The following is a 20,011-nucleotide window of genomic DNA, read 5'->3' as shown; positions in this document are numbered from 1 at the left end:
CCTTCCGGAAAAGAGGACAAAGCAATCCCCAGCCGGAGATCGCCCGAATCCGGAAATATACCGCATGGAAAAATCCTGTTGCCAAATACTACCGGCGGCTTACACTTTATCATGGGTTAAAGTGGAACCTCAACAGGATAGCGCATAATAATCATGGACCATCAGAAATCCAATATCGTACTGATCGGTATGCCGGGATCGGGCAAGAGTACGGTCGGTATTATCCTTGCCAAGATGATGGCCAAAAATTACGTCGATACCGATGTCCTGATCCAGCTGGCCGAGAACAGGACCCTGCAGGATATCGTCAACCGCGACGGTCACATGGTGCTGCGCGATATCGAGGAGCGGGTGCTGCTCGGCGTCACCTGCCGCGACCATGTCATCGCCACCGGGGGCAGCGCCGCCTACAGTGCCCGGGCGATGACCCACCTGAAACAGGACGGGTTGTGCGTCTTTCTCCACGTCGACCTGCCGACGCTCAAGGCCCGGATCAGGAACTACGAGACCCGGGGCCTGGCCAAACGGCCGGAACAGAGCTTTCAAGACCTCTTCGAAGAACGCCTGGGGCTCTACCGCCGCTATGCCGATATCATCATCGCCGCCTCCGAACCGAGCCAGGAAGCGGTCTGCGAGCAGATCATCGACGAGTTGAAAAGACGCACGGACATCATGGCCGGAGGTGATCGATAAGATGAAGGACAGCCTGCCGCCCCGCCTGGCGAGAGAACTGGCGACCATCACGGCGATGATCGGCATCCACTGCCGCGACCACCATCATGGTGAAGGACGGCAACTGTGCCCACAGTGCCGCGAACTGGCGGCCTACGCCGCCAAGCGGCTGGCGAAGTGCCCGTTCCAGCAGAAAAAACCGACCTGCGGCAATTGCCCGGTGCACTGCTATGCCCCGCGCTATCGCATCGAGGTCCGCAGCGTCATGCGGTATGCCGGCTCCAGAATGATCTGGGCCCATCCGCTGATGGCCCTCAGGCATCTGCTTGACGGCCGCCGCCGGGCGCCGGTTGCCGGCCAGCGGCACCACAACGGTCTCTCAATCCGTGACAAGAACAGGACCAAACCATGAAGATACTCATCACCGGAGCCTCCGGACTGGTCGGCAGCGCCCTGATCGAATCACTGTTCAAGCTAGGTCACACCATCCGGCCGCTGCGCCGCCACAGGAATAAAACCTGGGGCAGACTATGGGACACGGCATCCCTTGATGCCGACGCCGACCAATCCCCCTTCGATGTGGTGATCAATCTGGCGGGGGAGAACGTCGCCAACAAACGTTGGAATGCCCGGCAGAAGGAATTGATCCTGCGGAGCCGGGTGGACAGCACCTGGGAACTGGTGGATTATATCAGCCAGCCCGGCAGACGGCCGAAACTGCTGATCTGCGCCTCGGCGACCGGCTATTACGGCAACTGCGGCGACGCCATCGTCGACGAGCGGTCACCGTCGGGATCAGGCTTTCTCGCCGAGGTGTGCCGGCAGTGGGAGGAAACGGCGGCGAAGGCGGAACAGGCCGGAATCAGGGTGGTGTTCCTGCGGTTCGGTATGGTCCTGAGCCCGCGCGGCGGGGCGTTGTTCAAGATGCTGCCGGCTTTCAAGGCGGGGGTCGGCGGAGTCATCGGCAGCGGCAACCAGTATATCGGCTGGATCAGCATCAACGACCTCGCCGACATCGTCGGCTTCGTGATGGAGAATGAAGGGCTGCAGGGCGCGTTCAATACCGTCTCCCCCATCCCGGTGACCAACAGGGTCTTTGTCAAGACCCTGGGCGAGGTCCTCGGGAGACCGACCATCATGCCGGCCCCGGCCTTCCTGGTCCGGCTGCTGTTCGGCGAGATGGCCGACGAAATGGTGCTCAGCAGCTGCCGGGTCGTCCCGACTCGTCTGCTCGAGGCCGGATACCGGTTCAAAGAGCAGGATCTGCGCCAGGTCCTGGCCTCCTGCACCCACAGTCGATAGGGGAACGCGGGACCTATCTGCCGGTGATCCGCTGCAGCGCCTCGAGGTAGCGGGCCCGGGTCTTGTCGACGATCTCCGCCGGCAACGGCGGCGGCGGCGGGGTCTTGTCCCAGGTCAGCGATGACAGGTAATCACGGAGGAACTGCTTGTCATAACTCGGCTGCCCCTGCCCCGGCGCGTACCGGTCGAGCGGCCAGAACCGCGACGAGTCGGGGGTCAGGACCTCGTCGATGAGGATCAGCCGGTCGTCTCTCACCCCCAGCTCGAACTTGGTGTCGGCGATGATGATCCCCTTCTGCAGGGCGTAATCGGCGGCCCGCCGGTAGAGGCTGGTGCTGATCGCCGCGATCTCCCTGGCCCGGTCGGCGCCGACGATCTGCTCCATTGCCGCCAGCGAGATATTCTCGTCGTGGGTGCCCAGCTCGGCCTTGGTCGACGGGGTGAACAGCGGCTCGGCGAACTTGTCCGATTCCCGCATCCCGGTCGGCAGGACGAAGCCGCAGACGGTGGTGTCCTTCTGGTAGGCGCTCCAGAACGACCCCGAGATATAACCGCGGACGATGCACTCGATCGGCAGCGGCCGGGTCTTCTTCACCAGCATCGACCTCCCCCGCAGTTCGTCGGCGTAGGGGCGGCAGACCGCCGGATACGCATCGACATCGGCGGTGATCAGATGATTCTCGACGATATCCGCCAGCAGGTCGAACCAGAACAGGGAGAGCCGGGTCAGGATCTCGCCCTTGCCGGGGATGACATCGTCCATCACCACGTCATAGGCTGAAATCCGATCGGTCGCCACCATCAGCAGCATATCGTCGTAGCCCGGCAGGGCGTACATGTCCCGCACCTTGCCGCGATGCACGAGGTCGAGACCGGCAAAATCGGTCGTCTTCACGATCGTCATGGTCATTCCTTCAATTGTTGTGTTGATCCTTGGTGCCGCCGGTCTTCGGGCCGGCGGCCGCCACCGGCTGCCCCGCCTTCTTCCCTTCGATCGGCACTGCTCCGTGATACTGCGGGCATCGGCTATTGTAATAGCTGACCAGATCCAGGGTCAAGGAACCGATCATCAGTTTGGAATTGATCCGCACCGGTACCCGGCACTCGTCATCGGTATACCAGACGACCGTATCCCCATTCTTGTCGTACAACCCTTTGAATTCGAGAATCGGTGTCACCCGCATGGTTTCGACCGTGCCCAGGACTGTCTGCTCCAGGGTTTCCCGGGCCACGACCTTGACCAGCACCTCGTTGCGCCGCTTGTCGGCGAAGGTCGGCACCAGGAACGACCCGCCAACCGCAAAGGGCATGACCCGGCTGCCGAGAAAGGCCGAAAACTCGTTGTGGATCGGCGCCTGGACCATAGTAGTGGTCGAGGGATCGGCGTTCTTCTTGTACCAGATCCTCCCGGTCTGCTGGTTGTACGTGGTCAGGCGATGGGCCTGGTAGTTATAGCCCTCTTTCTGCCAGACTTCATAGCGACCGGGCAAGCGGTTTTTGCCATAGACTGTCGTCACATGGCCATCCCTGACCGGATAGATCCCGTGGATGGCGCCGTTCTCGGTGGTGATGGTTGTCTTGATCTCGTAAGTCTCCGGCATCAGTCCCTTCATCTGGACGATCTCCAGCCTGAGTTCTCCGATCTTCACCCCGCCGGTCCAGAAGACCTCGTACAGCATCCTTTCACCGTCGACATAGGCCGTCTTCAACAAATCCCGGTCGATCACGCCGTAGGAGGGCGCGCCGGCAGCAGGCGCGTCCTGTTCAGCGGCGGCGGCAGGCAGCGTCCAGCAGAGCAGCAGAAGCATGATCCGAAACAATCGCGGCATCGTCTCAGTTCTCCATGGTCAGCAGGGACAGCAGGGTGGCGACAAAGATGGTCAGGCTGATGACACCGTTCATCGAAAAGAACGAGGCCTTGATCCGCGACAGATCGCGCGGGGTGACGATCAGATGCTGGTAGAACAGGGCCCCGGCGGTCAGCACCAGTCCGATATAGTACCAGTAGTTGAGGCCCATCCGCACCCCGGTGGCGGTGAACAGCAGAAAGGCGAGGACGTGAAAAAGGACGGCGAGGCGGAAGGCCCTCCGCCGGCCGAACCGCGACGGCATCGAGAAGAGGTCGCTGTCCTTGTCGAAGTCGGCATCGAGGCAGGCATAGATGGTGTCGAAACCGGCCATCCAGAACAGCACCCCGGCCGAGAGGACGAAGGGATAGCCGGCGAGACTCCCCGTTACAGCCACCCAGCCGCCCAGGGGAGAAAAAGCCTGGGCCAGGCCGAGGACGAGGTGGCAGAGGCTGGTGAAGCGCTTGGTGTAGGAGTACAACAGCGTCAGGGCCAGGGCGAAGGGGGAGATCTGCAGGGTCAGGGGATTGAGCCGGGAACAGGCGAAGAAGAACAGCAGGGCCGAGAGCACCACCATCGCCCAGGCCTCGGCCATCCGGACCTCGCCTGTCGGGATGGCCCGGTTGGCGGTGCGGGGGTTGGCCTTGTCGAAGCGCCAGTCGACGATCCGGTTGAACCCCATGGCGGCGGTCCTCGCTCCGACCAACGCCACGGCCACCCACAGGATGACGGTCGCCCCCGGTACCCCGCCGGCCGCCAGGCAGGCCCCGGTAAAGGCGAAGGGCATGGCGAAGATCGTCAGCTTGAACTTGATCATCTCGAGCAGGATGGCGATTTTCTTCAGCATAGGGGATCGTCCCCCCACCGTTTGCGGTCGGCGATCCCGATCCCCAGCTGATCGGCGAGCCGCCAGGCATAGGTCCGGGCCGCCTCTTCCAGCGTTGCCGGGCGGAGGTAGTGGGCCGGCATCGGCGGACAGATGACCGCGCCGGCATCATGGGCGGCGAGCATGTTCTGGAGGTGGGTGCGGTTGAAGGGGGTTTCCCGGACCGCCAGGACCAGGGGTCGCCTCTCCTTGAGCATCACATCGGCGGCGCGGTGGATCAGGTTGATGGAGAGGCCTGAGGCGATCGCCGCCAGGGTTCCCATCGAACAGGGCAGGACGACCATGCCGTGGTACCGGCTCGACCCCGAGGCCGGCGGGGCGGCGAAGTCGTCAGGCGCAAACCATCGGGCGACGCCGGGCAGGGCAGCCGGTTCGATGTCCTCCTCCATCTGCAGGACCTGGCGCCCGGAGGGGGAACAGATCCCATGGACCTCGAGGCAGCCGGTGGCGATGACCTTGAGGAAGGCCCTGAGGTAGAGCATGCCGCTGGCGCCGGTGACGGCGACGAGCAGTCTGTGGGGGGCTCCGGGTTGCATAGTTGATCCGCCGGCGGTTGTGGTTCTTCCCCGTCTGTCAGGTGGCAGCGGGCAGTCTGTGGATCTTCAGCGGCAGGGCCGCGGCCGAGGCCTCGCCCCTGGCGATCAGATAGCCGAAAAATTTCTCCAGGGCGAGCTGCTTTTCCGTCCCGAGATCATGCTCGATCGCCCGCAGATAGGCATAGCAGTCATCGCAATCCATCGGGATGCGGGGGGCGACCCGGGAGCAGATCAGGTACATCTGCTCCCGGCCGCGGGTCCGGCAACGGAGGAACTCCCGGTGGATCTCGGCCAGTTCCTCGGCATGGTTGCGGCAATACTCCTCGCGCACGGCAAAAACGGCGAAGACAAAGGGCAGACCGGTTTCCCGCTTCCAGATCTCGCCCAGATCATAGCGATGCGGGTAACGGCCCTCCCGGGCCAGCCGCAGGGCGTCATCGCCGATCGCCAGCACCGCCTGGACCTGGTCGGCAACAGTGCGGGCCTCGCCGGTACTGTACACCGGCCTGACGCCGCCAAACTCCTCGAGGATCACCCGCACCAGGGCCGCCGAGGTCTTCGACTGATTGGTGAGCAGCACCTGGCCGCCATCCAGCCGTTCCATCGGCACCCGGGAGAAGAGAAACACCGACCCCACCGGCCCGTTGGCGCTGATCGACAGGTCGTCCATGATCCGGTAGTTCTCCGGCCGCTCGCCGTATTCAAAGGAGGAGACCACGCCGATATCGAGCTCGCCGGCAGCCAGCATCCGGCACAGCGCCGCCGGCGCATCCTCGTGCACCCGCCAGTCCTGACGCCGGACGGTCTCTTTCCACACCTCGTAGATCGGGGCGGTATTGATATAGTTGACCATGCCGATCCGGCACCCGGTTCTTCCACCAGCAGTAATCATCGAGTTCATCCCGGGAATACCAATTGACACCTCAGACGAGGGAATAATCCATCCGCCGCTGCCGCGGGGTAAAACCGGCGTCTGCCACCAGTCGGCGGATCTCTTCCTCGGTCAGTCGGAAGCTGACCCCGGCGGCGGCGACGACGTTTTCCTCGATCATCGTGCTGCCGAAATCATTGGCGCCGAAGAAGAGGGACAGCTGGGCGATCTTCGGCCCCTGGGTGACCCAGGAGGCCTGGACATTGGCGAAGTTGTCGAGATAGATGCGCGACAGGGCGAGCATCCGCAGATAGCCCATGGCGGTGGTCTTCTCCACCCCGGCCAGCACCGTATTGTCCGGCTGAAAAGGCCAGGGGATGAAGGCGGTGAAGCCGCCGGTGCGATCCTGCAACTCACGCAGGCGGCGGAGGTGCTCCAGCCGCTCGGCCATCGTCTCGATGTGGCCGAACATCATCGTCGCCGTCGTCCGCAGTCCCTGGTGATGCGCCTCTTCCATCACCGACAGCCACTGGTCGGCACTGCATTTGCGCGGCGCCGCCGCCTGCCGGACCCGGTCGCAGAGGATCTCGGCCCCGCCGCCGGGGATCGAATCGAGGCCGGCGGCGATCAGCCGCTGCACCACCTGCCGCACCGGCAGCCCCGACAGCTGCGAGAAATGCCAGATCTCCGGCGGCGAGAAGCCGTGGACATGGATGCCGCATGTCTTGATGAAGCGCAGCATCTCCTCGTAGTACTCCAGCGGCTGATCGGGATGCAGCCCGCCCTGGAGAAGGACCTGGGTACCGCCGAGGGCCCTGGTCTCCTCGATCTTGCGCCCGAGTTCGTCAAAGGACAGCAGATAGCCGCCCTTGTCCTCCGGGGCCTTGAAGAAGGCGCAGAACTTGCAGGCCGAGATGCAGATATCGGTATAGTTGATGTTGCGGTCGATCACATAGGTCACCATCCGCTCGGGATGGAGGCGCCGGCGGATGGCATCGGCGAGAAAGGCGAGGTCGTAGAGTCCGGCCGTCCGCTCGAGGGCCGGGAACTCGTCGTCAGCGATCCGCCCGCCGGCGAGCACCCGGGCATGGATATCGGCGATCAATCGATCCGTCATGGCCTCACATCACCCCCTCGGTCCCATGGACCCTGAGGACGTTGTAGAGGGTATCGCGCTCGACCGGCACCCGGCCGGCCTCCCGGATCAGCCGCACCAGGATGGTGCTGCCGATGGCCTGGTCGGTGTCGGCCCCGGCCATATGGGTGATGACCTCCTCCTTGACCGTACCGTCCATGTCGTCGGCGCCGAAGGACAGTGCGATCTGGGCCAGCTTCGGCCCGATCATCACCCAGTAGGCCTTGATGTGCGGGAAGTTGTCGAGGAACAGCCGGGCCACGGCGATATTTTTCAGGTCATCGATGCCGCTGGTCTTCGCCAGGCTCGCCATCCCGGTATTCTGGGGATGGAAGGCCAGCGGGATGAAGGCGAGAAAGCCGCCGGTCTCATCCTGGGCCTGGCGCAGGGCGGCCAGGTGCTCGAGCCGTTCCTCGATCGTCTCGATATGACCGTAGAGCATCGTCGCATTGGTGCGCAGGCCGTGGCGGTGGGCGGTCTTGGCGATCTCCAGCCAGTCGTTGCCGGCCAGCTTCTTCTCACAGGTCAGCCGGCGGATGCGGGGACTGAAGACCTCGGCGCCGCCGCCCGGAATCGAGCCGAGCCCGGCCTCCTTCAGCACCTCGAGGGTATCGCCGACCGATGTGCCGGCCAGTCCGGCCAGATGGGCGATCTCGACGCAGGTGAAGGCCTGGATATGGACATCCGGCCGCACCTCCCGGATCCCGCGCAGCATCTCGACATAGTAGGAGAAGGGCAGATCGGGGTGAATGCCGCCGACCACATGGACCTCGGTGATCGGCTCGTCGAGCCGGTCGCGGACCTTCTGCCTGACCTCTTCGACCGTCATCTCGTAGGCCTTGTCGGCCCCCTTCTCCTTGCCGAAGGCGCAGAATTTGCACAGGTTGGTGCAGATATTGGAGTAGTTGAGATGCTGGTTGTAGATGAAATAGGCCCGGTCGCCGTTGAGCCTGGTACGGACGATATCGGCCAGATAGCCGAGGGCGAGGATATCGTGGCTGCGATAGAGCTGCAGGCCGTCATCGTGAGTCAGGCGCCGGCCTGCCTCCACCTTTTCGAGAATTGTGCCGAAGCCGGCCTGTTCAATGTATTTTTTCACGGCAATAAAAAAGCCGGGCGATGCACCCGGCTTGTCGATGGGATGGTGGTATCGGTCAATCGATGAAGAACTTCAGCTTTTCACGCCGGCTCGAGTGCCGCAGGCGGTTGAGCGCCTTCTTCTCGATCTGGCGGATACGTTCACGCGAGACGTTGAATCGCTTGCCGATCTCCTCGAGGGTGTATTCCGCCTTCTCGCCGATGCCGAAGCGCAGGCGGATGATCTTCTCCTCCCGCTCGCTCAGGGTGGAGAGGATCTCCGTCACCCGACCGGCCAGTTCCCGGGTCTGGACCGCATCGTAGGGTGACTGCGACTCCTGGTTCTCGAGGAAATCCCCGAGGGTCGAATCATCGTCGCCGACCGGGGTCTCGAGCGAGATCGGCTCGCGCGAGGCCTCGAGGATCGACAGGATCTTGTCCATCGGCAGATTGGTCGCCTTCGAGATCTCGAGCGGCGTCGGTTCCCGCCCCAGCTCCTTGAACAGGGCGTAGAAGGCCTTGAAGAACTGGCTCCGCAGTTCGAGGAAATGGACCGGCAGCCGGATGGTCCTGGTCTTGTCGAGGATGGCCCGGGTGATCGCCTGGCGGATCCACCAGCTGGCGTAGGTGGAAAACTTGTTGCCCTTGGTGTAGTCGAAGCGGAAGACCGCCCGCATCAGGCCGAGGTTGCCTTCCTGGATGAGATCGGCCAGGGTCAGGCCCTGGTGCATGTAGCGTTTGGCGATCGACACCACCAGGCGGAGATTGGCCCGGATCATCGTATCCTTGGCGACCTCGATCGAGCGGCTGTAGGCCTCGAGCTTGGCCTGCAGTTCGAACAACTCACGGACATCCGGATATTTTTTCGACGCACTCGCCACCGAATAGCGCATGAAATTCAATTGCTGTTTCTTCGGCTTGAGGGTCGGATCACGTTTTTCCCAGAGATCGATGCGGTCGACCAGAAGCCGCATCTCCTTGACACCGGACGAATCTTCACGGATCGCATGGATGATCGACTCGAATCCCTGACGGATGGTCTTGCTGTACTTCGCCTCTTCCTCGGGGGTCAGCAGATCGAAACGGCCCATCTCCCGAAGATAGGTGGTGGTGGTCTCCTCGGCTTCGTGGACGTCTTCCTCACCGCCGCCGACCATTTCATCCTTGAGATCATCAATATCCAGCGATGCCTCATCCTTCTTCTCCCAGATCTCTCCGGAAAGGGTCCGTTTCTCACCGGACTCCTCAATGGTGACAATCTCGATGTCATGGGCACCAAGAAAATTGAAAATGCTCTCTATCGCGCTGGGATCCTTGATTTCTTCAGGCAACAGTTCATTCAGGTCGCTGAAACTGATACACCCTTCCAATTTTCCGGCTTTGAGAAGATTTTCTTTGAGTTCTGACAGCACTGAGATACCACTCCATTGCTTGATTTAAAAGATTACCAGACGAGCAGGTTGCAACTGACCGATAATCTATCCGGTATGGTAGAGATTGCCTCTGTAGAAATCCGTATTTGAAAGATTACCGGCAGAATTCCTTCTCCACGCACTGCAGCATGGCTGCAAAACATTCAATGTTAATTCATCATCAAGAAAAATGCAAATTGTTAAAATTGAACGCGGGGACATCAACAATGTACTGGCAAAAACGCTGTTACCCATGTCAAGATACACGGAACAGGGGGAGGAGGATCACGGCAACCGTTGTCTTATATTATATCATTCTTCAACCGAGATACAAGCCCGTGCCCTGAGCTTTTCCGCCACGCGGCCGACCCCTTCCGCCATCATAGCGGAATGACGTTACATTGATACCAGCGAGACCACCACCATGCACACTCTCCAATCCTCGAAACGAGCCAGCGGCATCCTCGCGCATATCAGTTCCCTCCCCTCGCCTTACGGTATCGGCGATATCGGACCCTCGAGCTACGCCTTCCTGGATTTTCTCGCCGCCGCCGGGCAGAGCTGCTGGCAGTTCCTGCCGACCGTCCCCACCAATCCGCTATTTGACAATTCGCCCTACATGAGTTCCTCGGCCTTCGCCGGATCCCCCCTGCTCATTGCGCCCGACATCCTGTTCACCGAGGGATTGGTCTCCGAATCGGGCCTCCGCGACCACCCCGGCTTCTCGCCCTACAGCACCGATTACGTCGCGGTCACGGAATACAAGGAACGGCTGCTGACGGAGGCATTCGACCGGTTTTCCGGGTTCGGCGGCAGCGCCTTCCGCCGTTTTGCGGCGGCAGCGCCCTGGCTCGATGACTACGCCCTGTTCATGACCATCAAGGAGCGGTTCGGCAACGCCGGCTGGTTCGACTGGCCCCCGGAACTGGCGCAGCGGCATGCCGATGCGCTTGCCTCCTTCAGACAGGAAAACATGTCGCGGTTCCGCTATTTCCAGTTCGAGCAGTTCGAATTTTTCCGCCAGTGGGACCTGTTGCGCCTGGCCGCGCAGAAGGCGGGCGTCCGCCTGTTCGGCGACATCCCGATCTATGTCGGCCTCGACAGTGTCGACGTCTGGTCCCACCAGCCGATCTTCGCCCTCGATGACCGGACGCTGCTGCCGACCCACGTCGCCGGCGTCCCCCCCGACTATTTCAGCGCCACCGGCCAGCGCTGGGGCAACCCCCTGTATCGCTGGGATCGCGACGAAGAGGCGACCGATAATCTCCTGCTCGACTGGTGGACCAGCCGGATCGCGGCAATCTTCAACATGGTCGACATGGCCCGGATCGATCACTTCCGCGGCTTCGAATCCTACTGGTCGATTCCGGCGGCCAACGACACGGCCGTCGAGGGGCAATGGCGGCATGGCCCCGGCAAGGCCTTCTTCGACCGGATCTTCGACCGGTTGGGCCGGCTCGACATCATCGCCGAGGATCTTGGCCTCATCACCCCCGAGGTTTCGACGCTGCGCGACAGCCTAGGATTTCCCGGCATGAAGGTCCTCCAGTTCGCCTTCGACGGCAACCCCGACAACAGCTTTCTGCCATACAATTTCACGACGCCTCACTGCGTGGTCTACACCGGCACCCATGACAACGACACGACCGTCGGCTGGTTTCTCAGCGACCGGATCAACGACGGGATGCGCCGGGAGATCAAGCGTCATGCCAACCGCCGGCTGGACGATGGCAGTGGAATCCATGAAGACCTGATCTACCTGGCAATGTCATCAACCGGCCGGTTAACGATCCTGCCGCTCCAGGATGTACTCGGCTTCGGCAGCGACTGCCGGATGAATACTCCCGGCCTGGCGAGCGGGAACTGGCGATGGCGCTGTGCGGCGGAATTCCTCACCCCGGAGCGGGCGGCATTCCTCCATGACCTGACAGTGCGCTTTGGCCGGGAACGAAATCCGTGATGATTGACCCCTTGCAATCAAACGGAATTCTTCCCTCGAATGAAAAACAGCTCGGCGAGAACAAAGCCTTGACAAGCCCCATACAGTCTTGTAAAAGAGTCAGCACATTTTGGCCCCATCGTCTAGTGGCCTAGGACACTGGCCTCTCACGCCGGTAACAGGGGTTCGAGTCCCCTTGGGGTCACCAAACAATTCAGCCACTCAGGAGATTATCCCGGGTGGCTTTTTTGTTTTCGAAGGTTTTTCAGAGGGCTTTTAATTTTTGAGCTCACCTTTCAATTATTGCCGCATGGATGGACGATGCCGCCCATGCAGTCGAAACTGCCGATCACCACAAGGGGTAGAGACCGCGACCATCTTGTCAATCCAACAAACCTTTCCGCTTGCCTCGCAGGAAGTTCCGCCTGGTGATGCCTTCTCCGATCAGGTGGCACCGAGTCGATCCGACAGTGATTCTTAAACCGCACTGATCCTATTTCAGGCGCGGATCAATCCCGGTGAACCCGCACTCCGGGGTGTAGCACGTGACATTCAGAAACTCGCATTTCTCATGGCAGGCCGGGCATTCTTCCGGCGGCAGCGGTATCTGTATCGTGTTGCCGCAGTTTTGACACTTCCAGAATGGATCAGGTGTTTGTTGTTTGTTTTCAGCCATAAATTACCTCCTTTTCCGATCTCATCTTCAACCAGGATCGTTGCGCCCTCGTGGTCATCCCGGATGAACCGTGGAACATGTACCTTTTACTTCAGCATAGCCCGGGGAGGATGTCAAATGGTCGCTCTTGTCGGGAAGAGTAATGCAGCCACCTTTTCGTTGCAGGCCGGAGCGGATGGCGTCTGTGCGTGACCACGGCTCAGGTCCGGAAAATGTTTCCGGCCGGTCGGGTGTACCCTCGATGCCACAGACGGTGAAGACCCGAGGCGTTCCGAGCCATCGGTTCCGTGATGACAAGGCCCCTTTTCCTTTGAAGGATCTTTGGATATAGTAGCTGTGAAGGAGTACCGGGATGCTGGAGTGGTTCATGCGAATGAGCGCATGAATCAGATTCCGTCCAACACCGCTTCACCAGGGGCCACCCACAAGGAAAGAGACATCACCGATGACTGAAGAGCTTGCGCCCGGACAGGATATGACTGCAGATACCGCCGGGACCATCTATCGCTTCGTGAATAAAGACACCAACGCTGAATTCCTCATCCAGCAGGTACGCTATGAAGGTTCGGAGGTAAAAATCGGAGATGTGATAGAGATTCATGTGCCGAACAGCAAACCAGCCTATTTTACTGTCGATTCCGTAGAAGGCGGAGAAACCGTCGTCGTCCGTCTCGTCCGGGCACGCAACAACTTGTGGAAAACACTACTGATACTGGCAATTCTGGGCGCGTCCTGGTTCATCATAGCGTATGTCCTGGAGTTGATCTTCTGATATGGTGTTTTTGACCATCCCCTCTCGCTGGTCAGAAGGGTTGAAGTCCCATGGGGCAGCGTTCAGCAGAGCGAAGGGTCACACGTCGCTCTGCCGCTCCTTTCAGGTGTCCACCGGCACCATCCACCGGTATGCCCCACACTGTCCTTTGCCTCCCTCCATCTTTCGATCTCGACGGCAGCAGGCTGATCTCGGCCTCAACCATCATTCTGGCCTCTATTTTGCATCTCTCGTCTATCAGGAGCAACCGAAACCGCCACAATCACCTGCATGATTGTCCAGAACCAACCCAAACGATCTCCATCTTGCAGATTTTCTGTTGTTCCAAATAGATAGCTCACACGATCATAGTGATATTTTTCTGTGGCATGCGTCCGTCACAGGTAGGGTGTAAACAGAATGCACGTCTTTCCCAGCACAATCGCCAACAACTCCGCCACGAAAAAAGTTTCCAAGGATGAAGATCGGTTTCTTGAATTCCTGATCTCTCAGCCTCATGATTTTTTTGGATTTTCAGTATACGAGCTTATGAAAATTGACCGCCGGACGGCGATACGCAATATCATGGCACGCATCGGCCCGCAGCATAAGGAAACCGTCGAACAATATTTTATCATCATCGACAGATTAAGAGGGTGCGGGAGGCTTCCTTCAGATCTCGTCGCAAAGTAGCGGCCAGCAGCGGAGAACGACGCCTTTTCCCGCCTCGTCCGGGTTTGCGCGCTGTTCCATATTTTGTCACTTCCTACCGAATTTTGACCCTGCAGTCGGTTCTGCCGGTAGTGTATGCAGGAATTGCCACCGGTCCGGGTCCCGTTTCGTTCTCTCCGCCGGTAAACTTTCCGGTTGTCCAGTCAATGTGTCCGGCCAACCGGGCTGGAAATGCCGTTCGACAGAGGGGGTAAAAAAGAGGCGGACAGCACACCCCTGCCGCCACCATTACCGAATTTTTCCGGATAATTGAATTGAGACCCATCCGACGAGGTTCTCCACCGTCGAGCGGGTCAGTCGATGCTCAACTCCATGTCTCTCAGCAGGTCCTCAACCGTTTTTCCGGAAAGACCGGCCCTGTACCCTCTCCCCATGGCAGCCTTGGTCGTGTCGGGATCGTCGACCAGGGTCATGAACAAGCCATGTTCCTGCCGGGTGGCGAACGCTTCGCCATGAAAATGACACCTCAGGCCGCGCATATACCCGTTGAGAAACGCCGAATACGCCTGGACCGAAAGAAGCGACTGTGCCGCCGCGATGTTGTGTAAAAATTCCTGCTCCGACATTACCATACCTTCCCCCTTGTTCGTCGTCGGCATGTACCATCAGCCGGATATATATCCGGCTGCCTATGGTTTTCCCGGCAATAGCAGTATACGAATTCAGCGAATTCACCACCCCCGTCGATTTGTCCAGTCTCCTCTTTCTCTTCTGCGGAACATTGCTTCAGCATAATCGGATACACCCACTTTTTTTCCATATTTGCGGAAATAAGGCAGGATGGAGGAGGAAATGAACTATGCCCTACTACCACCGCGCTGATTCAAAAAAGGCCATCCGTTGCCGTCCGGTGTCCGGATGCAATCGGATCCATCCACTCAGGCTCACTTTCAGGGATTCCGCATTATTCGTTGCAGGGCCAGTTCAACGTGTGGTCAAAGGCCCTGGTTGCTGCGATTCTCACAGTCGTTTCCGAGTGGCGATTATCGATCGATTCGGCATTACCGTGATTACCGGCCACGATCGAGGGGAAGCCTCCCGTCCCGATAGCCTCGAATTATCTTAAGAAATTAGCAAGATGGCATTCTTGTTTGTGCCGGAACATATTCAAATTCCGGAATCTATGGTATAAACATACTCGATGATGACAGCAAGCCGGCCATTTCAACACAATACCATATATGCGGCGTGACATGGCCGGCAGTCTGATCTTTTATGCGATTCCACTGACCGCGCGGCCCGCGCCCCTCTGGCACGCCGCTGTCAAGCCTGTCTCAATAGACAAGCCACATTGCAGTGGAAATTCAGGCAGATAAATGAGCGCTCGGGTTGTCCGGCCGAACCTTTTTGTGTTCCCAAACGGTACTTTTGCAGGTATGTTTTTGTGGTGATTCTGACCGTACAGGCCTTTGACAGAATCCAGGCGACAACAGGTGGCATCATGGGAATACTCTTCATCGTCACCACAAGTGACGAACAACTCCCACGTACCGGAAACATCAGCGACCTGCTCCGCCGCCTGGCAGGCCGACCTTGTTTGGAAATATCAAACAAACCGACAGGGTCCTCACATCTGATGGACTGTCAAACAAGTTGACAGCAAGACAAGAAATGATGCATATACGGCTTGTCCCTGTCCTCCTCCTGGCGTTGTTGTGCCTGACCCCTGGCTCTGTCCAGGCGAAGGAGGTCCAAACCTCTACTGTCAAGGAACTGGTCAAGGCGAGGCATAGCTGGGATGGCACGCCGCTGCCCGCCTATCCTGCCGGTAAGGCGGAAATCACTCTCCTCCGGATCACCATTCCGCCCGGGGCAAGGTTGCCTCTGCACCGGCATCCGCTCATTAACGCCGGGGTTCTGGTGCACGGTCAACTGACTGTGGTCACCAGGGACGGGAAGATGCTGCACTTGAAGGCGGGAGATCCGATAATCGAGGTTGTCGATACCTGGCATTACGGGAAAAATGAGGGTGCGGATCCTGCGGAGATCATTGTCTTCTACGCCGGCAGTCCCGACCAGCCGCTGAGCATCAAGAAGGACCGGTGAAGAGGTTTGGGGGTAGAAACTACAGGATGCCACCCACGATCAACCATCAGGACAGGCCCCCCTGAAGAAAAAATACGCTAGCTGAAGAGGCATGACATGGTAAATCTCATAAAAAAAATAGCCATCTATCTGTTGATCCTGCTTGGGATCTCGTACGGATATCAATATCTGACCGGCAGGAGCATCGTGACCTTGCCGCGTGATATCGTCGAAAAACTGCAGGAAAAAGAACCCTCCGCCGATTCAACAAACCCCAAATATTACAAAAAGCCGAACGAGGACCTGCTCAAGAACTGAGATGTGGCCCAAAGTCCGTCTACGATGCGTCTCCAGTCTGCACTGGAGATGGTAATGGCTTCTGCTCATACATCAGCAGGAAGAGCAGCAAGAGGACAAAGATGCCGACATGGAGGGCGAGCAGCAGAAAGGTTGTCGGCAGTTGACTTTCAGCATCCATCCGTACGATTTTCGCTTCCACATCCTGCGAAGATTGCTGCCGGAAGATCTTTTTGTCCTGCTCGTTCGGCGCGTAGACCGCAAACCCTCCCTCGCCTGTCTTGTATGGCACCGCAACGGAAAAATGCTGGTAAGCCGTCGTCAAACAATAACCGTTACACAGAAATACCTTTCCGGCATAAGGGGCCGTAACGAAATGGTGAAAAATGTAACGGTTATTTCGTAACGGCCCCTAAATATACCGCGCGGCATACTGGCTTCTTACAGCATCTTTTTTCCCGGCCAGCAACCCCGCGATAGGCGGGAAAATCCCTTTGCCGGCGCTGCGCTCATGTGTCTTCCATGAAGTGTAATTCCGTTCCAGGGCGAATACCAGCAGAGCCACATTGGCGAGAAATATTCCTGCCAGAATCACCACCCCCAGTTTCTTCCCATCCTGAACACTGAGCCAGAGACTGATGGGGAGAAAGATCGACAGGAGAACGACAAACGGGTACTGAACCGCATCCCTCAGGACCACCTCCGGCAGAAAGACATAACCGGCGATCATCAGGCCCCACAACAGCAGAGTTATTCGTGGCAGATGCTTCATCTTTTCCTCCTGGATCGTGCCCCGATGCCAATCGATGCCCTTTTTTTTCACCGCACCAGCCGGAGCACACGAGACAATCTCTCGATTCAATGATATTTGAACACACTCCCCGCCTCACATGACCGGACTGGAACGATTCGACAACCGCCATTATGATGAAACCGATCCGATCAGCAGGAAAAAACGGCTGATATCTCGGATCATCCTGTTCCTGGCCGTCTTCACCGTGTCGGTCATCGCCGGGTCATGTCTGTACATCTTCCGCGATCCCATCCATCAAGCCTCCAGAGGCGTGTCAACAACGCTGCAGGCTGGGATCAAAACACATTTTGCCGACGGGTTCAACACGGATGCCGTCATCCCGTTTCTCCAGGATGTCTTCACCGGTCGAAATACGCCCGCCGCTTCCCCCCGGACAACCCGAAGGCCGTCGGCAGCGCCGCCGCCTTCCTCTATACGGTTGAAGTGACCGGCGGCGGCAGGATCGAAGGGCGGAACATCACGTCCGACAAGGAGACCGTCACGGTCGTGGATGATTCCGGCGTCCAGGTCCAGATCGACAGAGATCGAGTGGTACGGATCACCAGGATGCCGCTGTAAGCCCCTCGGCATCTCCTGCCGCCACTGTTTTTACGAGGCCGACAGCGCCGCCTCCTTTTTGGCCTTGATCCAACCCAGCCTGATATAATACTGCTGGCCGCAATCACGCCATGACGGGCAGGTATCTTCGTTGCGTTTGAGCGGATAGATGTCCATTTTTTCAACCCGGCAGACACCGGAAAAAATATCGTCGAGCCGGTAATATTTGCAGTGAAGACAATCTTTCCGTATCGTACTCATGCGTTTTTTCCCTGTATTGTTGATATATTCACAACTTCATCCCGTTCCCGTTTCTCCCCAAAGAGACAGGAGAAATCGGTAGTGTCGCATGCTGTCGTCGCGCCGGGGAAAGGGCCGAGATCAACCAGACAGCAGGGGAAAGCGAACCGTGCCAGGAACCGCAGAAAAACCGCGGCGGAGTCAGCGGTAATTCTCGGGTCCTGGTCCGGAAAGCGGTTATAGACCAGCCCGCGCAGATCGATACCGCGGTGATGCAGGAGTTCGAGGGCCGCGACGGTATGGTTGATCGAACCCAGCCGGGGGCTGGTGACCAGGATAACCGGATACCCTTTTTCGCCGATATAATCAAGCAGGGTCACATCCTCGGTCAAGGGCACATGCAGCCCGCCGGCCCCTTCCAGCAGCACGACATCATAGCGGTCACGCAGGCGGTCCGTGGCCGCGCCGATCAGGCCGCAATCGATCACCTGTCCCGCCAGACGGGCGGCAAGGTGCGGCGAACATGGCGTGCCAAAGACATAGGGACAGGTCAGCCCCTGCCGGTCTTCGTCGACAATCCCGCTCCCCATGATCTGCCGGTGGCGCAGGATATCTTCACTGATGCCGGTGCAGCCGGTCTGGACGATCTTCTGGGTGATGGTCCGCAGACCCTGGCGGACGAGATATTTTGCCAGCAGACCGGTGACGATGGTCTTGCCGATATCGGTATCGATGCCGCTGATGCAGAAAACTTTGCCCATCGCCGTCATGCCCTCTCTCCTCCAATCTTCCTGGCCGCTACAAGGTGCGAGACATAACTGAGCCGGACCCCCCGGGTACTGCCGAACAGCCGGCGGTAATCCTGCTCGAACCGCCGCAGGCCGGCCGGGGTCCAGCGATAGCGGCCGAGACCGCCGACACCGGTGGCCTGGAGATGGCGCAGGACCTGCCGCGGCTCCGCAAACATCAGCTCGTCGCACCGGGACTCGCTGCCGAGAACGGTAAATCGTCCTTCGAGAAGTCCCCTGAGCTCTTCGAGGCCGGGATACTGCAGGCCCCGGCCGGTGAGTTCCCTGATCTCACGCAGGGTGCCGTCGCCGAAAAACGAGAAGACCAGATAACCGCCGGCCCGGAGGGCATCGGCAAACCTGGCGAAGACCCCGGCATAATCGCGCAGCCACTGCAGGGTGGAGGAGGAAACGATGAGGTCAAGGTCATCGGGCAGCGCCGTCGCCTCGATATCGCCGGGCAAAAGCCGCGGGGCGGCCGCAACAGCCGCTTCGGTCCGCTGTCGTGCCCGGTCGCAGAACTCGGCGACCAGGTCGTTGAGGTAGAGGGTCTCGACCGGAAAACGGCGGCAGAGCTTTTCGGTCATCAGACCGGTGCGGCAGCCAACCTCCAGGACCCTGGAAAACCTGAGCTCGGGACAGGTGCCGAGCAGATCGACCAGCCTGGCGCCGATCCTCTCCTGGACCACGGCGTTGTCGTCATAGGTGGCGAGACTGCGCTTAAGGCGCCGTGCCACCTCGTTTTTATCAGGATGAAAGATCACCGGGCCGCTCTCAACTCTCACCCGGGGGCTCAGTCCCGGGCCGCATCGCCGCGGCGAGAAAGGCATCCCAACCCGGCCACAGGTGAAACGGAAAATGGCCGCCGCAGACGACACGGGGATCGGCGGCCTGCCAGAACTGCAGCTGGTTGGCGGTCGGCATGACGGCATCCTTGTCGGCCACCATGACATGGGAGTACAGACTTTCCCCGGCCGGCAGTCGCACTCCTGCAGGAGCGCCCGCAGCTCCTCCTTCTGGCCAGCGAGGCTGCGGGCCGGCAGGTTTTCCTGGAATATCGGGCGCCCCTGCCGGTCGCGGCACATCCGCAGATAGAGTTTATCCCGCGATACCTCGGAAAAGTTGCGCAGGGTGCCGGCGATGGTCGCCTCCGGGATGCCGAAGCGGTCATGGATCGGGCAAAGGGTGCCGTTGACGGCGATCGCCGCCTGGAAATGCTCCCGCACCGGGGAAAACATCCGCTGTCCGGCCCAGACCCCCATCGACCAGCCGACCAGGTAGATTTCGGCATACTGGCCGGCCAGGGCGACGATGTCGGCCACCGGGGTCATCTGCCGGTAATCCCAGAGCATCAGGACGTCACAGCGATCAGCCTCCAGGTGACGGAACGGCCGGTAGTCCATACCCCAGCCATTGCAGAAGACGATCAGGGCCTGACGGCTGTGCCTGTGCAGCCATGTGCTTTTCATAGCAG

At 59.5% G+C, this 20,011-nt stretch carries 25 protein-coding genes and 1 tRNA gene; 11 read left to right on the top strand and 15 right to left on the bottom strand.

What is annotated here, in order from left to right; translation table 11 throughout:
• The first annotated feature begins 153 nt into the window (after window positions 1–153).
• Genes ACWGKN_RS04625 through ACWGKN_RS04615 form a run of 3 tightly spaced genes read left to right on the top strand, consistent with a single transcriptional unit; the run spans window position 154 to window position 1,974 of the window.
• Window positions 154–693, top strand: a complete 540-nt coding sequence (locus ACWGKN_RS04625; protein WP_035226152.1) for a shikimate kinase — start codon at window positions 154–156, stop codon at window positions 691–693.
• Window position 694: 1 nt separating this feature from the next.
• Window positions 695–1,084 carry a nitrous oxide-stimulated promoter family protein gene (locus ACWGKN_RS04620; protein ID WP_035226154.1) on the top strand — a complete coding sequence of 130 codons (390 nt, stop codon included), beginning with the start codon at window positions 695–697 and terminating at the stop codon, window positions 1,082–1,084.
• Window positions 1,081–1,974, top strand: coding sequence for a TIGR01777 family oxidoreductase (locus tag ACWGKN_RS04615; protein WP_452094773.1), 894 nt, complete (start codon window positions 1,081–1,083; stop codon window positions 1,972–1,974). The genes ACWGKN_RS04620 and ACWGKN_RS04615 overlap by 4 nt, the downstream gene beginning before the upstream one ends.
• Window positions 1,975–1,987: 13 nt before the next feature.
• Here ACWGKN_RS04615 and ACWGKN_RS04610 read toward each other — a convergent pair whose 3' ends face one another.
• From ACWGKN_RS04610 to ACWGKN_RS04575, 8 genes are read right to left on the bottom strand one after another with little or no spacing between them, the layout of a single operon-like run.
• Window positions 1,988–2,878, bottom strand: a complete 891-nt coding sequence (locus ACWGKN_RS04610; protein WP_424252871.1) for a phosphoribosylaminoimidazolesuccinocarboxamide synthase — start codon at window positions 2,876–2,878, stop codon at window positions 1,988–1,990.
• 10 nt (window positions 2,879–2,888) lie between these two features.
• The gene (locus ACWGKN_RS04605; protein WP_452094772.1) at window positions 2,889–3,803 is read right to left on the bottom strand and encodes a DUF3108 domain-containing protein; all 915 of its coding nucleotides are present in this window, start codon (window positions 3,801–3,803) and stop codon (window positions 2,889–2,891) included.
• A gap of 4 nt (window positions 3,804–3,807) precedes the next feature.
• The gene (locus ACWGKN_RS04600) at window positions 3,808–4,668 is read right to left on the bottom strand and encodes a UbiA-like polyprenyltransferase (RefSeq protein WP_035226164.1); all 861 of its coding nucleotides are present in this window, start codon (window positions 4,666–4,668) and stop codon (window positions 3,808–3,810) included.
• A complete protein-coding gene (locus ACWGKN_RS04595; RefSeq protein ID WP_035226166.1) occupies window positions 4,662–5,243 on the bottom strand; it encodes a UbiX family flavin prenyltransferase in 582 nt (193 codons plus the stop codon). Before ACWGKN_RS04595 ends, ACWGKN_RS04600 begins: the two co-directional genes overlap by 7 nt.
• A gap of 37 nt (window positions 5,244–5,280) precedes the next feature.
• Window positions 5,281–6,135 carry a menaquinone biosynthetic enzyme MqnA/MqnD family protein gene (locus ACWGKN_RS04590; RefSeq protein WP_035226169.1) on the bottom strand — a complete coding sequence of 285 codons (855 nt, stop codon included), beginning with the start codon at window positions 6,133–6,135 and terminating at the stop codon, window positions 5,281–5,283.
• Window positions 6,136–6,166: 31 nt separating this feature from the next.
• Window positions 6,167–7,231: a cyclic dehypoxanthinyl futalosine synthase gene (gene mqnC, locus ACWGKN_RS04585; protein WP_035226170.1), complete on the bottom strand. Its 1,065-nt coding sequence runs from the start codon at window positions 7,229–7,231 to the stop codon at window positions 6,167–6,169.
• 4 nt (window positions 7,232–7,235) lie between these two features.
• The gene (gene mqnE, locus ACWGKN_RS04580) at window positions 7,236–8,348 is read right to left on the bottom strand and encodes an aminofutalosine synthase MqnE (protein ID WP_424252867.1); all 1,113 of its coding nucleotides are present in this window, start codon (window positions 8,346–8,348) and stop codon (window positions 7,236–7,238) included.
• Window positions 8,349–8,403: 55 nt separating this feature from the next.
• Window positions 8,404–9,738, bottom strand: a complete 1,335-nt coding sequence (locus tag ACWGKN_RS04575; RefSeq protein WP_424252865.1) for a sigma-70 family RNA polymerase sigma factor — start codon at window positions 9,736–9,738, stop codon at window positions 8,404–8,406.
• A gap of 424 nt (window positions 9,739–10,162) precedes the next feature.
• Here ACWGKN_RS04575 and malQ point away from each other — a divergent pair, with 424 nt between their 5' ends.
• Together malQ and ACWGKN_RS04565 are read left to right on the top strand one after the other, a co-directional pair.
• The gene (gene malQ, locus ACWGKN_RS04570; protein WP_452094771.1) at window positions 10,163–11,698 is read left to right on the top strand and encodes a 4-alpha-glucanotransferase; all 1,536 of its coding nucleotides are present in this window, start codon (window positions 10,163–10,165) and stop codon (window positions 11,696–11,698) included.
• 111 nt (window positions 11,699–11,809) lie between these two features.
• Window positions 11,810–11,885 (top strand) — tRNA-Glu (locus tag ACWGKN_RS04565).
• Window positions 11,886–12,170: 285 nt separating this feature from the next.
• Here ACWGKN_RS04565 and ACWGKN_RS04560 read toward each other — a convergent pair.
• The gene (locus ACWGKN_RS04560) at window positions 12,171–12,353 is read right to left on the bottom strand and encodes a rubredoxin-like domain-containing protein (RefSeq protein WP_035226178.1); all 183 of its coding nucleotides are present in this window, start codon (window positions 12,351–12,353) and stop codon (window positions 12,171–12,173) included.
• A gap of 445 nt (window positions 12,354–12,798) precedes the next feature.
• Here ACWGKN_RS04560 and ACWGKN_RS04555 point away from each other — a divergent pair, with 445 nt between their 5' ends.
• The gene (locus tag ACWGKN_RS04555) at window positions 12,799–13,125 is read left to right on the top strand and encodes a hypothetical protein (protein ID WP_035226180.1); all 327 of its coding nucleotides are present in this window, start codon (window positions 12,799–12,801) and stop codon (window positions 13,123–13,125) included.
• A gap of 399 nt (window positions 13,126–13,524) precedes the next feature.
• A complete protein-coding gene (locus tag ACWGKN_RS04550) occupies window positions 13,525–13,797 on the top strand; it encodes a hypothetical protein (protein ID WP_035226182.1) in 273 nt (90 codons plus the stop codon).
• 332 nt (window positions 13,798–14,129) lie between these two features.
• Here ACWGKN_RS04550 and ACWGKN_RS04545 read toward each other — a convergent pair whose 3' ends face one another.
• Window positions 14,130–14,435: a hypothetical protein gene (locus ACWGKN_RS04545; protein ID WP_452094770.1), complete on the bottom strand. Its 306-nt coding sequence runs from the start codon at window positions 14,433–14,435 to the stop codon at window positions 14,130–14,132.
• A gap of 1,012 nt (window positions 14,436–15,447) precedes the next feature.
• On the opposite strand from ACWGKN_RS04545, the gene ACWGKN_RS04540 reads away from it, so the two are divergent.
• The gene (locus ACWGKN_RS04540) at window positions 15,448–15,882 is read left to right on the top strand and encodes a cupin domain-containing protein (RefSeq protein WP_035226186.1); all 435 of its coding nucleotides are present in this window, start codon (window positions 15,448–15,450) and stop codon (window positions 15,880–15,882) included.
• 96 nt (window positions 15,883–15,978) lie between these two features.
• Complete coding sequence (locus ACWGKN_RS04535) at window positions 15,979–16,179, top strand: hypothetical protein (RefSeq protein ID WP_035226188.1); 201 nt, start codon at window positions 15,979–15,981, stop codon at window positions 16,177–16,179.
• A 19-nt stretch (window positions 16,180–16,198) separates the two neighbouring features.
• On the opposite strand, the gene ACWGKN_RS04530 is transcribed toward ACWGKN_RS04535, so the two are convergent.
• Both ACWGKN_RS04530 and ACWGKN_RS04525 read right to left on the bottom strand, forming a co-directional pair.
• On the bottom strand, window positions 16,199–16,483 hold the full coding sequence (locus tag ACWGKN_RS04530) for a hypothetical protein (protein WP_035226190.1): 285 nt from the start codon (window positions 16,481–16,483) through the stop codon (window positions 16,199–16,201).
• 87 nt (window positions 16,484–16,570) lie between these two features.
• On the bottom strand, window positions 16,571–16,930 hold the full coding sequence (locus ACWGKN_RS04525) for a hypothetical protein (protein WP_424252859.1): 360 nt from the start codon (window positions 16,928–16,930) through the stop codon (window positions 16,571–16,573).
• Between the two features lie 118 nt (window positions 16,931–17,048).
• Here ACWGKN_RS04525 and ACWGKN_RS04520 point away from each other — a divergent pair, with 118 nt between their 5' ends.
• Both ACWGKN_RS04520 and ACWGKN_RS04515 read left to right on the top strand, forming a co-directional pair.
• Window positions 17,049–17,399 carry a hypothetical protein gene (locus ACWGKN_RS04520; RefSeq protein ID WP_452094769.1) on the top strand — a complete coding sequence of 117 codons (351 nt, stop codon included), beginning with the start codon at window positions 17,049–17,051 and terminating at the stop codon, window positions 17,397–17,399.
• Window positions 17,396–17,530: a hypothetical protein gene (locus ACWGKN_RS04515; protein WP_452094768.1), complete on the top strand. Its 135-nt coding sequence runs from the start codon at window positions 17,396–17,398 to the stop codon at window positions 17,528–17,530. The genes ACWGKN_RS04520 and ACWGKN_RS04515 overlap by 4 nt, the downstream gene beginning before the upstream one ends.
• A gap of 30 nt (window positions 17,531–17,560) precedes the next feature.
• On the opposite strand, the gene ACWGKN_RS04510 is transcribed toward ACWGKN_RS04515, so the two are convergent.
• Genes ACWGKN_RS04510 through ACWGKN_RS04500 form a run of 3 tightly spaced genes read right to left on the bottom strand, consistent with a single transcriptional unit; the run spans window position 17,561 to window position 20,006 of the window.
• Window positions 17,561–17,770: a hypothetical protein gene (locus tag ACWGKN_RS04510; protein WP_035226195.1), complete on the bottom strand. Its 210-nt coding sequence runs from the start codon at window positions 17,768–17,770 to the stop codon at window positions 17,561–17,563.
• A complete protein-coding gene (gene bioD / locus ACWGKN_RS04505) occupies window positions 17,767–18,519 on the bottom strand; it encodes a dethiobiotin synthase (protein ID WP_424252856.1) in 753 nt (250 codons plus the stop codon). The genes ACWGKN_RS04510 and bioD overlap by 4 nt, the downstream gene beginning before the upstream one ends.
• Window positions 18,516–20,006, bottom strand: coding sequence for a pimeloyl-ACP methyl esterase BioG family protein (locus ACWGKN_RS04500; RefSeq protein WP_452094767.1), 1,491 nt, complete (start codon window positions 20,004–20,006; stop codon window positions 18,516–18,518). Before ACWGKN_RS04500 ends, bioD begins: the two co-directional genes overlap by 4 nt.
• Window positions 20,007–20,011 lie beyond the last annotated feature (5 nt).

Source organism: Desulfoprunum sp., from assembly GCF_053613775.1.
The sequence above is the reverse complement of the archived record's forward strand: the minus strand, read 5'-3'. Positions and strand labels throughout refer to the sequence as shown.

What these genes read in the sequence shown, in the direction of transcription:
- ACWGKN_RS04540 (WP_035226186.1), top strand. Translation starts at nt 15,448, where the DNA reads ATGATGCATATACGGCTTGTCCCTGTCCTCCTCCTGGCGTTGTTGTGC.
- ACWGKN_RS04600 (WP_035226164.1), bottom strand. Translation starts at nt 4,668, where the DNA reads ATGCTGAAGAAAATCGCCATCCTGCTCGAGATGATCAAGTTCAAGCTG.
- ACWGKN_RS04510 (WP_035226195.1), bottom strand. Translation starts at nt 17,770, where the DNA reads ATGAGTACGATACGGAAAGATTGTCTTCACTGCAAATATTACCGGCTC.
- malQ (WP_452094771.1), top strand. Translation starts at nt 10,163, where the DNA reads ATGCACACTCTCCAATCCTCGAAACGAGCCAGCGGCATCCTCGCGCAT.
- ACWGKN_RS04625 (WP_035226152.1), top strand. Translation starts at nt 154, where the DNA reads ATGGACCATCAGAAATCCAATATCGTACTGATCGGTATGCCGGGATCG.
- ACWGKN_RS04620 (WP_035226154.1), top strand. Translation starts at nt 695, where the DNA reads ATGAAGGACAGCCTGCCGCCCCGCCTGGCGAGAGAACTGGCGACCATC.
- bioD (WP_424252856.1), bottom strand. Translation starts at nt 18,519, where the DNA reads ATGACGGCGATGGGCAAAGTTTTCTGCATCAGCGGCATCGATACCGAT.
- ACWGKN_RS04550 (WP_035226182.1), top strand. Translation starts at nt 13,525, where the DNA reads ATGCACGTCTTTCCCAGCACAATCGCCAACAACTCCGCCACGAAAAAA.
- ACWGKN_RS04520 (WP_452094769.1), top strand. Translation starts at nt 17,049, where the DNA reads ATGACCGGACTGGAACGATTCGACAACCGCCATTATGATGAAACCGAT.
- ACWGKN_RS04500 (WP_452094767.1), bottom strand. Translation starts at nt 20,006, where the DNA reads ATGAAAAGCACATGGCTGCACAGGCACAGCCGTCAGGCCCTGATCGTC.
- ACWGKN_RS04535 (WP_035226188.1), top strand. Translation starts at nt 15,979, where the DNA reads ATGGTAAATCTCATAAAAAAAATAGCCATCTATCTGTTGATCCTGCTT.
- ACWGKN_RS04525 (WP_424252859.1), bottom strand. Translation starts at nt 16,930, where the DNA reads ATGAAGCATCTGCCACGAATAACTCTGCTGTTGTGGGGCCTGATGATC.
- ACWGKN_RS04605 (WP_452094772.1), bottom strand. Translation starts at nt 3,803, where the DNA reads ATGCCGCGATTGTTTCGGATCATGCTTCTGCTGCTCTGCTGGACGCTG.
- ACWGKN_RS04615 (WP_452094773.1), top strand. Translation starts at nt 1,081, where the DNA reads ATGAAGATACTCATCACCGGAGCCTCCGGACTGGTCGGCAGCGCCCTG.
- mqnC (WP_035226170.1), bottom strand. Translation starts at nt 7,231, where the DNA reads ATGACGGATCGATTGATCGCCGATATCCATGCCCGGGTGCTCGCCGGC.
- ACWGKN_RS04555 (WP_035226180.1), top strand. Translation starts at nt 12,799, where the DNA reads ATGACTGAAGAGCTTGCGCCCGGACAGGATATGACTGCAGATACCGCC.
- ACWGKN_RS04545 (WP_452094770.1), bottom strand. Translation starts at nt 14,435, where the DNA reads ATGCCGACGACGAACAAGGGGGAAGGTATGGTAATGTCGGAGCAGGAA.
- ACWGKN_RS04560 (WP_035226178.1), bottom strand. Translation starts at nt 12,353, where the DNA reads ATGGCTGAAAACAAACAACAAACACCTGATCCATTCTGGAAGTGTCAA.
- ACWGKN_RS04590 (WP_035226169.1), bottom strand. Translation starts at nt 6,135, where the DNA reads ATGATTACTGCTGGTGGAAGAACCGGGTGCCGGATCGGCATGGTCAAC.
- ACWGKN_RS04610 (WP_424252871.1), bottom strand. Translation starts at nt 2,878, where the DNA reads ATGACGATCGTGAAGACGACCGATTTTGCCGGTCTCGACCTCGTGCAT.
- ACWGKN_RS04595 (WP_035226166.1), bottom strand. Translation starts at nt 5,243, where the DNA reads ATGCAACCCGGAGCCCCCCACAGACTGCTCGTCGCCGTCACCGGCGCC.